Source organism: Microvirga splendida (genome assembly GCF_016427565.1).
Lineage (GTDB): Bacteria > Pseudomonadota > Alphaproteobacteria > Rhizobiales > Beijerinckiaceae > Microvirga > Microvirga splendida.
The window spans coordinates 235,114-248,491 of the sequence record NZ_JAELXT010000002.1 but is presented as its reverse complement, the minus strand read 5'-3'; the positions used below and the strand labels follow the sequence as shown (position 1 = coordinate 248,491).

General features: G+C 66.6%; 11 protein-coding genes. 7 read left to right on the top strand and 4 right to left on the bottom strand.

All coding sequences use genetic code 11. The features are described 5' to 3' along the window. Positions 1-61 precede the first annotated feature (61 nt). Both aptA and JAO75_RS03310 read right to left on the bottom strand, forming a co-directional pair. The gene (gene aptA, locus JAO75_RS03315; protein WP_199046663.1) at positions 62-1,411 is read right to left on the bottom strand and encodes an omega-aminotransferase AptA; all 1,350 of its coding nucleotides are present in this window, start codon (positions 1,409-1,411) and stop codon (positions 62-64) included. A gap of 100 nt (positions 1,412-1,511) precedes the next feature. After that, a complete protein-coding gene (locus JAO75_RS03310) occupies positions 1,512-1,733 on the bottom strand; it encodes a heavy-metal-associated domain-containing protein (protein WP_199046662.1) in 222 nt (73 codons plus the stop codon). A 168-nt stretch (positions 1,734-1,901) separates the two neighbouring features. Between JAO75_RS03310 and JAO75_RS03305 the strand changes: the two genes are divergently transcribed. The 3 genes from JAO75_RS03305 (at position 1,902) to JAO75_RS03295 (ending at position 5,302) form a co-directional block, all read left to right on the top strand. Further along, entirely contained in the window at positions 1,902-3,158 is a 1,257-nt protein-coding gene (locus tag JAO75_RS03305; protein ID WP_199046661.1) for an EAL domain-containing protein, read from the top strand. Between the two features lie 108 nt (positions 3,159-3,266). Then, positions 3,267-4,142, top strand: coding sequence for a TIGR01459 family HAD-type hydrolase (locus JAO75_RS03300; protein WP_199046660.1), 876 nt, complete (start codon positions 3,267-3,269; stop codon positions 4,140-4,142). A gap of 215 nt (positions 4,143-4,357) precedes the next feature. Continuing rightward, positions 4,358-5,302: a bifunctional riboflavin kinase/FAD synthetase gene (locus JAO75_RS03295; protein ID WP_199046658.1), complete on the top strand. Its 945-nt coding sequence runs from the start codon at positions 4,358-4,360 to the stop codon at positions 5,300-5,302. Positions 5,303-5,551: 249 nt separating this feature from the next. Here the strand turns inward: JAO75_RS03295 and JAO75_RS03290 are convergent, their stop codons facing one another. Continuing rightward, positions 5,552-6,721, bottom strand: coding sequence for a DUF3095 domain-containing protein (locus JAO75_RS03290; protein WP_199046657.1), 1,170 nt, complete (start codon positions 6,719-6,721; stop codon positions 5,552-5,554). Positions 6,722-6,728: 7 nt separating this feature from the next. Beyond that, the gene (gene msrB / locus JAO75_RS03285) at positions 6,729-7,232 is read right to left on the bottom strand and encodes a peptide-methionine (R)-S-oxide reductase MsrB (RefSeq protein WP_246742339.1); all 504 of its coding nucleotides are present in this window, start codon (positions 7,230-7,232) and stop codon (positions 6,729-6,731) included. Positions 7,233-7,519: 287 nt separating this feature from the next. Here msrB and ileS point away from each other — a divergent pair, with 287 nt between their 5' ends. The 4 genes from ileS (at position 7,520) to JAO75_RS03265 (ending at position 13,363) form a co-directional block, all read left to right on the top strand. Next, positions 7,520-10,468 carry an isoleucine--tRNA ligase gene (gene ileS, locus JAO75_RS03280; protein ID WP_199046656.1) on the top strand — a complete coding sequence of 983 codons (2,949 nt, stop codon included), beginning with the start codon at positions 7,520-7,522 and terminating at the stop codon, positions 10,466-10,468. Between the two features lie 149 nt (positions 10,469-10,617). Continuing rightward, complete coding sequence (gene lspA, locus JAO75_RS03275; protein WP_343234547.1) at positions 10,618-11,088, top strand: signal peptidase II; 471 nt, start codon at positions 10,618-10,620, stop codon at positions 11,086-11,088. An 86-nt stretch (positions 11,089-11,174) separates the two neighbouring features. Continuing rightward, positions 11,175-11,819: a hypothetical protein gene (locus JAO75_RS03270; protein WP_199046654.1), complete on the top strand. Its 645-nt coding sequence runs from the start codon at positions 11,175-11,177 to the stop codon at positions 11,817-11,819. Between the two features lie 212 nt (positions 11,820-12,031). Next, complete coding sequence (locus tag JAO75_RS03265; RefSeq protein ID WP_199046653.1) at positions 12,032-13,363, top strand: M16 family metallopeptidase; 1,332 nt, start codon at positions 12,032-12,034, stop codon at positions 13,361-13,363. The last annotated feature ends 15 nt before the right edge of the window (positions 13,364-13,378 follow it).

Genomic DNA, 13,378 nt, shown 5'->3' with positions numbered 1-13,378 from the left:
CACTCTTCAGAACGAGATGGCCGGGACGAGCCCGGCCATGACGTGGAATGTGTGAGATATCTTAAGCCACCGCCTTGATCACCTTTGCGAGCTTGTCGACGATCTCGCCGATCTGCTCCTCGGTGACGATGAGCGGCGGGGAGAGGGCGATGGTGTCGCCGGTGATGCGCATCATGATGCCGTGCTCCTGGAAGCCGCGGTCCATGGCCTCGAAGGCGCGGGCGCCGACCGCATCGGGGCGCGAGGCGAGGTCGATGGCGCCGACGAGCCCGATGGTGCGGATGTCGAGCACGTTCGGCAGGCCTTTCAGCCCATGGATCGCATCGGCCCAGACTGGCTCAAGGGTTTTTGCCCGCTCAAAGAGCTTCTCGTCCCGGTAGATGTCCTGTGCCGCGAGAGCGGCCGCGCAGGCGAGCGGGTGGCCGGAATAGGTGTAGCCGTGGAACAGCTCGATCATGTGCTCCGGACCCTTCATGAAGGTGTCGTAGAGCCCCTGGCGTACCATCACGCCGCCCATGGGTACGGCACCGGAATTCACCCCCTTGGCGAAGGTGATCATGTCCGGGATCACGCCGTAGCGCTCGGCGGCGAAGGCTGTGCCGAGGCGGCCGAAGCCGGTGATGACCTCGTCGAAGATCAGCAGGATGCCATGCTTGTCGCAGATCTCGCGCAGGCGCTTGAGATAGCCCTTGGGAGCCGCCAGAACGCCCGTGGAGCCGGCCATCGGCTCGACGATCACGGCCGCGATGGTGGAGGCGTCGTGCAGCGCCACGATGCGGTCGAGTTCGTCCGCCAGATGCGCGCCCCATTCGGGCTCGCCGCGGGCGAAGGCCTGCTTCTCGCGGTTATAGGTGTGGGGCAGGTGGTCGACGCCGGCTAAGAGCGAGCCGAAGAACTGGCGGTTCTTCACGATGCCGCCCACCGAGATGCCGCCGAAGCCGACGCCGTGATAGCCGCGCTCGCGGCCGATGAGGCGCGTCTTGCTGCCCTGACCCTTGGCGTTCCAGTAGGCGAGAGCGACTTTAAGAGCGGTGTCGACCGCCTCGGAGCCCGAGTTGCAGAAGAACACGTGGTTCAGGTCGCCGGGGGCGAGCTGGGCGAGGCGGGAGGCCAGCGCAAAGCCGCCCGCATGGCCGAACTGGAAGGCGGGCGAATAGTCGAGCTCCTCGGCCTGGGCCTGGATGGCCCGGGTGATCTCGTCCCGGTTGTGGCCCGCGTTGCAGCACCAGAGGCCGGCCGCGCCGTCGATCACCTCGCGGCCCTCGGGAGTGTAGTAGTACATGCCCTTGGCGCGGGCGATCATCCTGGGCCGCTGCTTGAACGAGCGGTTGGCCGTGAACGGAAGCCACCAGGCCTCGAGATCGTTGGGTGCGAGAGAGTCGTTGGCGGCGCGGGATGTCTGGGCAGTCATGGCGTGTCCCCGGAAATGGCTGGCGGGGAGCCTAGCAGCCGTTTCCGGAGGCAGCAAAAGGAACTTTGCGCCGAGCCATGAGCGGGGCGCAGGCCTAGCCCTACATCGTCATGCCGGTCGCCTCATAGCCGGCGGCATTGAGAGCCTGGGTCACCTCGAGGGCCTGCGCCTTGGTGACCACATGCACGCGCCCATGATCCAGGTCCACCTCGACCTTGGCGCCGGGATCCAGCCGCTGGATCGCCTTGGTGACCGAGTTGACGCAGCCCTGGCAGGTCATTCCCTCAACCTGCATGAGCAGGTCTTTACGAGGTTCTTCCATCGATACGCCCTTTCCAAACTGTCCTACGGGTCCTGAGCGAGCAACGCGCGGTTGCGCAAAAATGTCCATTGCGGGAATGCGAAACTTGCCTCGCGATTCGCCGTGATTCACATTCGGTTAAGACACTGATTCGGGCATCAGCCCCGAGCCAGGGGAGCGGGGGCACCCATGGTCAACAACAAGAAAATGAATCCGGTCCTGACGGGCCGGAAGGCGGCTTTGCTCGCCTTCACGCCGGCCATCCTGACGGCATCCGCTTCGGCCTATGTGCCGATGGAGGCGGGGCTCGTCCTGCCGGTCTTCGCCGTGCTCATCACCATGGTGATCGGCGGTCTCATCCTCCTCCGGCAGCAGGCCGAGGCGGGAAGCAGGCCAGCATTCCCGGATGCTCCGCCCGCGCCGCAGCGGGCCAGGAGTGCCGGGCAGGGCGCGGCGGGTCTCCTGCGCGAGCTCGCCAAGGCTGCGGAGGCGCTGGAGGGCGCCGCGCCGTCGCTGCGCGCCAAGCCTTCCCTGACGCTCGTGGGGGGCTCCGGGGCCGGGGCTGAGAGCTTTCCCGAACCGTCGCTGCTGCCCTCGATCCGCAGGATCTCAGCGGACGAGATGAGCCGGATCAGGCTCGTCACCCAGGCCTTCGAGGCGGACCGGATCGAGCTGCACCTCCAGCCCATCGTGTCGCTGCCGCAGGGCAAGATCCGCTTCTATGAGGTGCTGGCGCGGCTGCGCCTGGCGGACGGGACGCTGCTCCCCCCGGCGGAGTTCCTGCCCGTTCTCGAATGCTCCGGCCGCGCCTCCGATTTCGACCGGCGCATCCTGATCCGCACCATGGCGGTCGCCCGCCATCTCATGGCCCGCGGCAGCGAGGCCATCGTGGGAGTGAACCTGTCGGCTCATTCCATCGTGGAGCCGGGCTTCCTCTGGTCCCTGGCGCGGCTGCTCGATTCCGCCCCGGAAGTCCTCGGAAGGATCGTGCTGGAGCTGCCCCAGCACAGCTGGCGCCACCTCGATGCCGACCTCAAGGCGGCGCTGGCGAGTCTGCGCGACCGGGGCGTGCCGTTCTCCCTCGACCGTGCCGCGGACCTCCGGTTCGACCCGCAGGCGCTGGCGGATCTCGGTGTCCGCTTCATGAAGCTGCCGGCCGACCTGATGATCCGGGCCGCCGAGCAGGAGGACGGACGCTATGCGGGGCCGGAGCTCGACGTGCGGGACTTCGCCTCCGCGCTGCGCCGCCAGGGCATCCGGCTGATCGCCGAGCGGGTGGACCGGGACGAGATGGTGCCGGTTCTGACGGAGCTCGGCATGCCGCTCGCCCAGGGCTTTGCCTTCGCGGCGCCGCGCCCGATCAAGCCGGAGATCGCCGGCGAGCAGGACCTGCCGCGGCCTTTCGGCCTCGAGGATGCGCCAACCCGTCTGCGGCAGGCCGGTTGACTTGGAAGTCGCTACGGCCTACCCGCCGGTCTCATCATCTTAAAGTGCGCATCGTGTAGACCGGAAAACCGGGTCCACTTTGTCCGCACGATGCGCGAGCGAGACCCCATGACCGCCTTGTCCCGTCCCCTTCACGTCGAGGGGCTGCAGCCCCTCGCCGAGCGCTACGACCTCATTCTCTGCGATGTCTGGGGCGTGCTGCACAACGGCATCAAAGCCTATGTGGCCGCAAGCGACGCGCTCACGCGCTTTCGCGCCAAGGGCGGTCGCGTGGTGCTCGTGTCCAATGCCCCGCGCCCCGGCGCCTCGGTGGGGACGCAGCTCGACGGGTTCCAGGTGCCGCGGACGGCCTATGACGCCATCGTCACCTCGGGCGATCTGACCCGGCTTGCCATTCAGGAGCGCATCGACAAGGTGGTGCACCATATCGGCCCGCCCCGCGACATGCCGATCTACAACGGTCTCGATGCGCGCTTCGGCTCCATCGAGGAGGCGGATTACGTGGTCTGCTCCGGCTTCGACAACGACGAGGAGGAGACGGTCGAGGATTACCGTCCGCAACTCGAGGCCATGCGCCGGCGCAACCTGCTCATGGTCTGCGCCAATCCCGATCTCGTGGTCGAGCGCGGCCACATGATCCTGCCCTGCGCGGGCACCATCGCGCTCGCCTATGAGGAGATGGGCGGCGAAGTCTTCTATGCCGGAAAGCCTCACCGCCCGGTCTACGAGCGGGCCCTCACTGTCGCGTCCGATCTGGCCGGGCATCCGATCCCGAAGGACAGGGTGCTGGCCGTCGGCGACGCGATCCGCACCGACATCGCAGGCGCCGTAGGCTTCGGCATCGACGCCCTGATGATCGCCCGCGGCATCCATGCGGAGGAGCTTGGCCTCCACAAGGGCGATCTGGTCTCGGATCACGTGCAGGATTGGGTGGACCGCCAGCCGGTACGGCCGACCGCGTTTACAGATGTGCTGTCCTGGTGAGGCCGCTTCCGCGTTGTCATCCCCGGCGGCCGTGAGGCCGGGAAGGGGATCCACGATCAGGCGTGACGCCATGGATTCCCTTCCCCTCCGCTGACGCTCCGGCCGGGAATGACACCGAGGCAGCCGCCCTCGTCTCTTCCCTTGACCCGTGGATCGGATTTCGACAGGGTCGCGCGGCACTGACAGTCCCAGATGAGTTCCGAGGTTCTCCCCTGATGCCCACCTCCTTCGCGATCTGCCGCGATGGCGAGCCCGTGCCCGGGAGCCTCAAGGGAGCCGTGGCGGCCATTGGCAATTTCGACGGGGTGCATCGCGGGCACCGGCACCTCCTGAGCATGGCCCTGACCTCCGGGCGGCCTGCTGCGGTCGTCACCTTCGAGCCGCATCCGCGCACCTTCTTCCAGCCCGACCGGCCGCTGTTTCGCCTCACGCCGGAGCCGGTGAAGCTCGCGATCTTCGCGCGTCTCGGCCTCGCGGGCGTCTTCCAGAGGCGCTTCGACGCATCGCTCGCCGCGCTCACGGCGGCGGGCTTCGTGGACGTGCTGGCGCAGGACCTTGAGCTGTCGGGCGTGGTGATCGGCCACGACTTTCACTTCGGGCGCGGGCGCGAGGGCAATCCGGCCCGCATGATGGAGCTGTGCCGGGAGCGGGGGCTGGATTGCATCATCGCGCCGGCCGTCATCGAAGGCACCGAGCCGGTCTCCTCCAGCGCCATCCGGGCCGCCCTGGAGGCGGGCGATATCGCCACCGCCAACCGGCTCCTCGGCTATCGCTGGTTCGTCCGCGCCGAGGTCCGCCACGGCGACAAGCGCGGCCGGGTCCTCGGCTACCCCACGGCCAATATGCGGCTGCCCGACGATTGCCGCCTCCGGCACGGCATCTATGCGGTGCGGGCGTCGGTGGGCGGAAAGATCGTCGACGGCGTCGCCAGCTTCGGCCGCCGCCCCACCTTCGACAACGGCGCACCGCTCCTCGAGGTGCATCTGTTCGATTTCGCCGGCGATCTCTACGGGCAGGTCCTGGATGTGGAATTCGTCGGCTGGATCCGCGGCGAGGAGAGGTTCGACGGGGTCGAGGCGCTGATCGTCCGGATGGACAGGGACTCGGTGGAGGCGAGGCGGATGCTTGCCGATGACAAGACCGTTTCGCTGATCGGGTGAACCCGTAGAGCGTCACCTCAGACGGCGGCCGATCTGGAATTGTTGGATGAGGAGCGCGCGCCGAACCGTCTCCCCTCTGCGGGAGAGGGTGGCCTGCGAAGCAGGTCGGGAGAGGGGCTGCGCTCGACCGGACTGCCCCTCTCCCGGCTCACTCCGTTCGCCACCCTCCCCCGCAGAGGGGGAGGGAAGATCCGAGCCACATTCCTCCGGCGATCTCGGATCGGCTTCGCCGTCTGGGATGACGGCCCTTTACGACACGGGCTTCAGCGCCTGCGCGGCCATGGCGTAGCCGCCCATGGCGCCGTCGACAAAATGGATGTGGTCGGCTCGGGTGGGCGAGGGGACGAAGCAGGTCATGAGAGCCGCCTCCTGCCGGTGCAGGCCATAGCGGGCGATGCCCTGTTCTTCGGCCTCCGACAGCATTGTCTCCAACCGGTCAGCGAGGGCGGGCGTGCAGTCGAGCGTCATGCGCAGGCCATCGTCGAACTTTCGGAAGTCGGTATTCTCGACAAGCTGGTGACGGTATCGAACAGGATCGAAGTCGCCGAAATGGCGACCGGTTCGGAAAACTATGAACGAGACCAAACGCCCGGCGGCGAGCCGCGCCAGGGGCCAGAGGCGAAGCCCGCCTGTCCTCACGGTCTTGGCCTCCATCGCGAACCCTTTGAACGGAGATGCCAGTGGAGGTCCCTTGTCAGAGAGCGGGCGACCGGCTTCCTGACCCTCTGCCAGGGCGAGCACCTTGCCGATGAGAGCGTTAAAAACCGCCATATCCGCCTTCGGGGCGGGCAGGATGATCAGGGAGAGGATGACGCCGCGTTCCGGCCTGATCTCATCGAAGCGGCAGCTCAGGCCGGAGAGGTCGGGCAGGGTGCCCGATGGAGCCGGCGGAATGGTGAAGGCGCCGCTCTTCATCTGCCGCTCGGCATAGGCCAGGCCGCCGCCGGAGAACATGGCGTAGGACACGTCCGGCGATGCGGCGTAGCGGGCGATGCGCACGTCGTGGCCATGCGCCCTGATCTCCGAGACCGGAATGAGGGCGATGCGCAGCTCGAAGCCGAAGGCGTCCCGCACCCAGGCGGCGACGTCGGTCAGCGCTTCCCGGGCGAGTTCGGATTGCAGGGCCGGCAGGGCGAAGCTCGCCCCGTCGCCGCCGAACACGAAGGGAAATTCGTTCGTCCCGAGCTTGTTCGCCACCGCCGCGATGACGGCGGCGGCAGCCGTGTTGACCTCCTTGTAGCGCCCCGCCCGGATCGCCGAGGTGGAGCTGACGATATCGCTGAGGCCGAGAACCCAGTCGTCCGGAACGGGCATGTAGAGGGCCGGATCGGTGAGCTGGGAAAAATGGTCGAAGACCGGCAGGCGGGCGTAGAAACCGGCGCCCGCCCCGTCATCCGTTTTCTGAAGGCCGGGCTCCATGGGGGCCTCAGCCCATCACCTCGCCCTCCGGGGCGCCGCGCCCCAGCTCGTCGGGCAGCGGGTCGCCGTCCGCGACGAAGCGCATGGAGACCGAGTTCATGCAATAGCGCTCGCCGGTCGGGGGAGGGCCGTCATTGAACACGTGGCCGAGATGGCCCTCGCAGCGGGCGCAGCGGATCTCGGTGCGGACCATGCCGTAGCTGGTATCGCGCACGAAGGCGATGTGATCGCGGTCGATCGGGTCGAAGAAGCTCGGCCAGCCGGTGCCGGATTCGAACTTGGTGCCGGCGTTGAACAGGGGCAGGCCGCACAGGCGGCAGCAATAGGTGCCCTTTTCCTTGGCCTCGTTGAAGATGCCGCAGAAGGGCCGCTCCGTGCCGTGCTCCAGGAGCACGCGGCGCTCCTCGTCGTCCAGGTTGTTCACGAGGGCGCGGAACTGCTCCGGGTTCGGGGGCGACAGGTCGAAGCCCGCGCGGGAGCGACGTTCGGTCGTGGTGGTTGCGTCTGACATGGTTCGTTCCTTCCTGCCCGCCGGGCGCGGTCATCGTAAGGCTGGTTCCTGCCCTTAAATAGGGAGCGGCCCCGGGAATCACCACGCTTTATTATCCGGCCCTGCGCTGCTAAAAGGCTCCCATGCCCATGGTTTCTCAAGCCCTGCCGGCGGCCCGGATAGGCGCGGCGCGAATTATCGGCCCGGCTTTCGCATGACCTGCGAAGGTCCGGGATCCTAGCCGTTCGCCCTGAGAGAAGCCTGATGCGCCCGCCTGTCCCGGGCCACACGAGACCTGATCGACCGTCATGACCGATAAGCCTGCAAGCGCCGCCCGCGACTATTCCGAAACCCTGTTCCTGCCTCAGACCGAGTTCCCCATGCGGGCCGGCCTGCCGCAGCGGGAGCCGCTGCTCCTGCAGCGCTGGAACGAGAAGAGGCTCTACCAGCGCCTGCGCGAGGTCCAGAAGGGCCGTCCGCGCTTCGTGCTCCACGACGGGCCTCCCTATGCCAACGGCAATATCCATATCGGCCACGCCCTCAACAAGATCCTGAAGGACCTGGTGGTCCGCTCCCAGGGCATGCTCGGCTTCGATTCCAACTACGTGCCCGGCTGGGACTGCCACGGCCTGCCGATCGAGTGGAAGATCGAGGAGGAATACCGCGCCAAGGGCAAGAACAAGGACGACGTGGACATCGTCGAGTTCCGCCGCGAGTGCCGGGCGTTTGCCGAGAAGTGGATCGACGTGCAGCGCGAGGAGTTCAAGCGCCTCGGCGTCGAGGGCGACTGGGCGAACCCCTACCAGACCATGTCGTATGATGCGGAAGCGCAGATCGCCCGCGAGATCATCAAGTTCGCCGTGAGCGACCAGCTCTATCGCGGCTCGAAGCCGGTGATGTGGTCCTCCGTGGAGAAGACCGCGCTCGCCGAGGCCGAGGTCGAGTATCACGAGAAGACCTCCACGACGATCTGGGTGAAGTTCAAGATCACCAACACGCTGGACGGCGATCTCGACGGCGCCTCCGTGGTGATCTGGACGACGACTCCCTGGACGATCCCGGCCAACCGCGCCATCGCCTATGGCGAGAACATCGCCTACGGCCTCTACACGGTGACGGACGCAGCCGACGACAACTGGGCCAAGGTGGGCGACCGTCTGGTGATCGCCGACAAGCTCGCGGCCGACGTGTTCGCTGCCGCCCGCGTCGCCGGATACGAGCGCGTCAAGGACGTGCTGCCGGTGATGATCGAGCGCTGCGCGCATCCGTTCCGCGGGCTCGAGGGCGCCAACGGCTACTGGGATTTCGGCGTGCCGGTGCTGCCGGCCGATTACGTCACCGACGACGCCGGCACGGGCTTCGTGCACACGGCTCCCGGCCACGGCGCCGACGACTACAACACCTACGTGAAGCACCGCGACGTGTTCGCGGCCTGCGGCACGAAGGAAGTGCCGCACACGGTCTCGCCCAACTCGTCCTATTTTCCCGACGTGCCGTTCTTCGCGGGCGAGCGCATCTACGACGACAAGGGCAAGGATGCGGGCGCCAACGAAGCCGTCATCAGGAAGCTCGTGGAAGTCGGTGCGCTGATCGCGCGCGGGCGCCTCAAGCACCAGTATCCCCATTCCTGGCGCTCGAAAGGTCCGCTGATCTTCCGCAACACGCCGCAATGGTTCATCTCCATGGACAAGCCGCTGGACGACAAGGGCGATACGCTCCGTCAGCGCGCGCTCCATGGCATCGAGACCGTCGAATGGGTGCCGGAATCCGGCGAGAACCGCATCAACGGCATGATCGCCAACCGTCCCGACTGGGTGGTGTCGCGCCAGCGCGCCTGGGGCGTGCCGATTGCGGTCTTCGTGAGGAAGGGCAGCAACGAAATCCTCAAGGACGAGCGCGTCAACAGCGCCATCGCGGAGGCCTTCGAGAAGGAGGGCGCCGATGCGTGGTATGCGGATGACGGCTCGCGCTTCCTCAAGGCCGGCGGCTACGACTTGAGCGATTTCGACAAGGTCAACGACATCCTCGACGTGTGGTTCGACTCCGGCTGCACCCACGCCTTCGCGCTGGAGAAGCGCGAGGACCTGAAGGTGCAACGCAAGGTGGACGGCGGGCCCGATCAGGTGATGTACCTGGAGGGCTCCGACCAGCATCGCGGCTGGTTCCACTCGTCGCTGCTCGAGAGCTGCGGCACGCGCGGCCGCGCGCCCTACGACATCGTCGTCACGCACGGCTTCACGCTCGACGAGCAGGGCCGCAAGATGTCGAAGTCGCTCGGCAACACGGTGGCGCCCCAGACCATCATCAAGGATTACGGCGCCGACATCCTGCGCCTCTGGACGGCCTCGGTGGATTACTGGGACGATCAGCGCATCGGCCCGGAGATCATCAAGACCACGGCCGAGACCTATCGCAAGCTGCGCAACACGATCCGCTGGATGCTGGGCTCGCTCGCCCATTTCCGCGAGGCCGACAAGGTCGCCTTCAAGGACATGCCCGAGCTGGAGCGCTTCGTGCTCCACCGCCTGGTGGAACTCGGCGGCGAGGTGCGCGAGGCTTACAGCAACTACGACTACAAGCGCGTCGTCGCCCTGCTGACCTCGTTCATGACCACGGACCTGTCGGCCTTCTATTTCGACATCCGCAAGGACGCGCTCTACTGCGACCCGATCTCGGGCAAGGTGCGCAAGAGCGCGCTCACCGTGATCGACCAGACCTTCCGCTGCGTGGCCACCTGGATCGCCCCGATCCTGGCCTTCACGGCCGAGGAGGCGTGGCTCGAGCGCTATCCGGAGGCCGAGTCGGTGCATCTCGAAACTTTCCCCGACGTGCCGGCGGAATGGCGCGACGAGGCGCTCGCCGAACGCTGGGCGAAGGTGCGCCGCGTGCGCCGCGTGGTCACGGGCGCGCTGGAGATCGAGCGCGCGCAGAAGCGCATCGGCGCGAGCCTGGAGGCCGCACCCATCGTGCACATCGCGGATGAGAGCCTGCTCCAGGCCGTGCAGGGCCTCGACCTCGCCGAGATCTGCATCACGTCCGGCATCCGGTTGGTGCAGGGCGAGGGGCCAACTGATGCTTTCCGCCTCGAGGACGTGAAGGGCGTGGCCGTGGTGCCGGCGCTCGCCGAGGGTCGCAAATGCGCCCGCTCGTGGAAGGTCTCGCCCGATGTCGGCGCCGATCCGGATTACCCGGACGTAACGCCCCGCGACGCGGCAGCCCTGCGGGAGTGGGACCAGCTCAAGGCGGCGGCGGAATGAGCAAGGCGAACGAGACGGGCGCGCCGCTTCCCGAGGCAGGGACGACCTCCCAGGCCGGCCCGCAGCGCCCCGGCGCTGCGACGCGTCCGCGCAGCCCGAGGAACTCCGGCCGGGGCCGCTCGGCCAGCAAAGGTCTCTCGACGGCGGCGATCCTCGGCTTCTCCTTCGCCCTGATCACGCTCGTCTTCGACCAGGCCACCAAGCTCTACACCTTCTATATCTACAATCTTCCGGTGAAAGAGCCTGTCGAGCTGACATCCTTCATCAACCTGATCGTGGTCTGGAACCGGGGCATCTCCTATGGGCTGTTCCAGCAGAGTTCCGATCTTGGCCGCTGGGTCCTGATCGTGGTCTCGATCCTCGCCGCCATAGGCCTCTCCGTCTGGATCCGCCGCACCCCGGCCAAGCTCCTGGCAGCCTCCCTCGGCCTGATTGTGGGTGGAGCCGTCGGCAACGTCATTGATCGTCTCTGGTTTGGCGCCGTGTTCGACTTCATCCAATTCCACATCGGGTCGTGGTCCTGGTACGTGTTCAACGTGGCCGACGCGGCCATCGTTGCGGGGGTGGTCGGTTTGCTCTATGACTCCTTCGTGCTGGAAGGGCGGCGGGCCAAGAAATGATATTCTGCAGCGCCCGGCTGCCATATGTTCGCCAGAATGAGCGATCAGGCCTTCCAGCCACAACGAGAAACCAGATGGTGGGTGCCATGAAGGGAATGAAAATCGTAGGGTGCGCGGGGGCTCTGGCGCTTCTGGTCGCCGCTACCGGCGCTTCGGCGCAGGAGGGTGTGGGCATGAAGAGCATCCTTGGCTCCATCGGCATCATTCCCAAGGAAAAGGAACCCATCGTCTATAACGAGCGTGCTCCGCTCGTGCTTCCGCCGAGCATGAACCTGCCGGCTCCGGCGCCGGGCGGCGGTGCCGAGGCGCGCAACGGCAACTGGCCCAAGGACCCCGATGTGGCGGCACGCCGCAAGGCAGCGGCCGAGGCCCGGACGCCGTTTACCGAGACCGAGAGCTACAAGCTCAACGAGGGCAAGCGGCTCTCCATCGACGAGATGCGCGCCGCCCGCAACCCGAACAACATCGCCACGACTCCCCCGGTCCGGTCCGGCTCGCAGGCCGACATGAGCCGCATGACCCCGGACGAGCTGCGGTCGTTCAGCAAGAACGACAAGGTCGAGCTGGAAGGCGACGGCCTGGAGCGCCGCTACCTCAGCGATCCTCCGGGAACGCTGCTCAAGGCTCAGGGCGGCGGTCGCCTCAAGGCTTCCGCCGATCCGGTGATCAACGGCGATCCGGAAGGTCCCCAGGCCTTCATCCGCCAGCAGCAAGAGCGTCGCCGGCAGTAACCATTCTCTCTTCTCTCTTTTTCAGGCGAACGGGTTCCCCCGCTTCGCCTGAAAACGTTATGGGGACCCTGAAAGGCCAAGCCTGGTTCCGCCTTCTGCCACGAACCATCCCCCCGAAAATTTCCCCGGCCTCGCTTGCGTACCCCCCCGATTTGACTATTCCCGTAGGTCTATCCTGCGAAACGATTTGATGTCGCCAAGGTTGAAACGTCATGGACACTGCCTCTAAGCCCATTCTCCGCGCCGACGCCGCTTCCTTCGGGCGAACGGAAGGCAGTGGCCCGAACCTGTCTTCCTTCACCCTCGACAACGGCCTCGACGTCGTGGTGATTCCCGACCGCCGCGTTCCCGTGGTCACGCACATGATCTGGTACCGCAACGGTTCGGCCGACGATCCGATCGGACAATCGGGTATCGCGCACTTCCTCGAGCACCTGATGTTCAAGGGCACCGAGAAGCACCCGGCCGGCGAGTTCTCGAAAGTCGTATCCGGCCTCGGCGGCCAGGAGAATGCGTTCACCTCCTTCGACTACACGGCCTATTTCCAGCGGGTCACCCGCGAGAACCTCAAGACCATGATGGAGTTCGAGGCGGACCGTATGACGAACCTCCTCCTGGAGGAGGGCGTCATCGCTCCGGAGCGCGACGTGGTGCTGGAAGAGCGCCGCATGCGGGTCGAGACCGATCCGTCGGCCCAGCTCTCCGAGGCCATGGCCGCCTCGCTCTTCGTGCATCACCCTTACGGCATTCCGATCATCGGCTGGATGCATGAGATCGAAACGCTCAACCGCGATCACGCGCTCGATTATTACCGCCGTTTCTACACGCCCGAGAACGGCATTCTCGTGGTGGCCGGCGACGTGACCGAGGACGAGGTGCGCCGCCTCGCCGACGGCACCTATGGCCGCATCGCCCCGCAGGGCAAGCGGCCGGTGCGCGTGCGCCCGCGTGAGCCGGAGCCGGTGGCGGCCCGCCATATCACGGTGGCGGATCCCAAGGTCGAGCAGCCCACCATGCAGCGGCTCTATCTCGTGCCGTCCTGCCGCACCGCCTCACAGCGCGATTGCTATTCGCTCGAGCTTCTCGCCGAGGTCATCGGCGGCGGCCCGACCTCGTATCTCTACCGCAAGCTCGTGATGGAGCGCGGCATCGCAGTGAATGCGGGCGCTTGGTACATGTCCTCCGCCATGGAGGACACGCGGTTCTGCGTCTATGCGGTTCCGTCCGAGGGCGTGTCGCTGCAGGCGCTGGAAGAGGCCGTCGATCAGGTGCTCAAGACGATTCCGTCCGAGGCGCTGGATGCGGATTCCATCGAGCGCGCCAAGACGCGCCTCGTGGCCGAGACGATCTATTCCACCGACAGCCAGTCCTCGCTGGCCCGCATCTACGGTTCGGCGCTCGCCATCGGCGAGACCATCGAGGAGGTGCGCCGCTGGCCGGTGGAGATCGAGACCGTTCTCAAGGACGATCTGGCCTCCGCGGCCGAGCGCTATCTTGTCCCCCGCCGGTCCGTGACGGGCTACCTGCAGAAGTCGGCTTCCTGAGCTGCCTGCCCCAGA

What these genes read in the sequence shown, in the direction of transcription:
- aptA (WP_199046663.1), bottom strand. Translation starts at nt 1,411, where the DNA reads ATGACTGCCCAGACATCCCGCGCCGCCAACGACTCTCTCGCACCCAAC.
- JAO75_RS03310 (WP_199046662.1), bottom strand. Translation starts at nt 1,733, where the DNA reads ATGGAAGAACCTCGTAAAGACCTGCTCATGCAGGTTGAGGGAATGACC.
- JAO75_RS03305 (WP_199046661.1), top strand. Translation starts at nt 1,902, where the DNA reads ATGGTCAACAACAAGAAAATGAATCCGGTCCTGACGGGCCGGAAGGCG.
- JAO75_RS03300 (WP_199046660.1), top strand. Translation starts at nt 3,267, where the DNA reads ATGACCGCCTTGTCCCGTCCCCTTCACGTCGAGGGGCTGCAGCCCCTC.
- JAO75_RS03295 (WP_199046658.1), top strand. Translation starts at nt 4,358, where the DNA reads ATGCCCACCTCCTTCGCGATCTGCCGCGATGGCGAGCCCGTGCCCGGG.
- JAO75_RS03290 (WP_199046657.1), bottom strand. Translation starts at nt 6,721, where the DNA reads ATGGAGCCCGGCCTTCAGAAAACGGATGACGGGGCGGGCGCCGGTTTC.
- msrB (WP_246742339.1), bottom strand. Translation starts at nt 7,232, where the DNA reads ATGTCAGACGCAACCACCACGACCGAACGTCGCTCCCGCGCGGGCTTC.
- ileS (WP_199046656.1), top strand. Translation starts at nt 7,520, where the DNA reads ATGACCGATAAGCCTGCAAGCGCCGCCCGCGACTATTCCGAAACCCTG.
- JAO75_RS03270 (WP_199046654.1), top strand. Translation starts at nt 11,175, where the DNA reads ATGAAGGGAATGAAAATCGTAGGGTGCGCGGGGGCTCTGGCGCTTCTG.
- JAO75_RS03265 (WP_199046653.1), top strand. Translation starts at nt 12,032, where the DNA reads ATGGACACTGCCTCTAAGCCCATTCTCCGCGCCGACGCCGCTTCCTTC.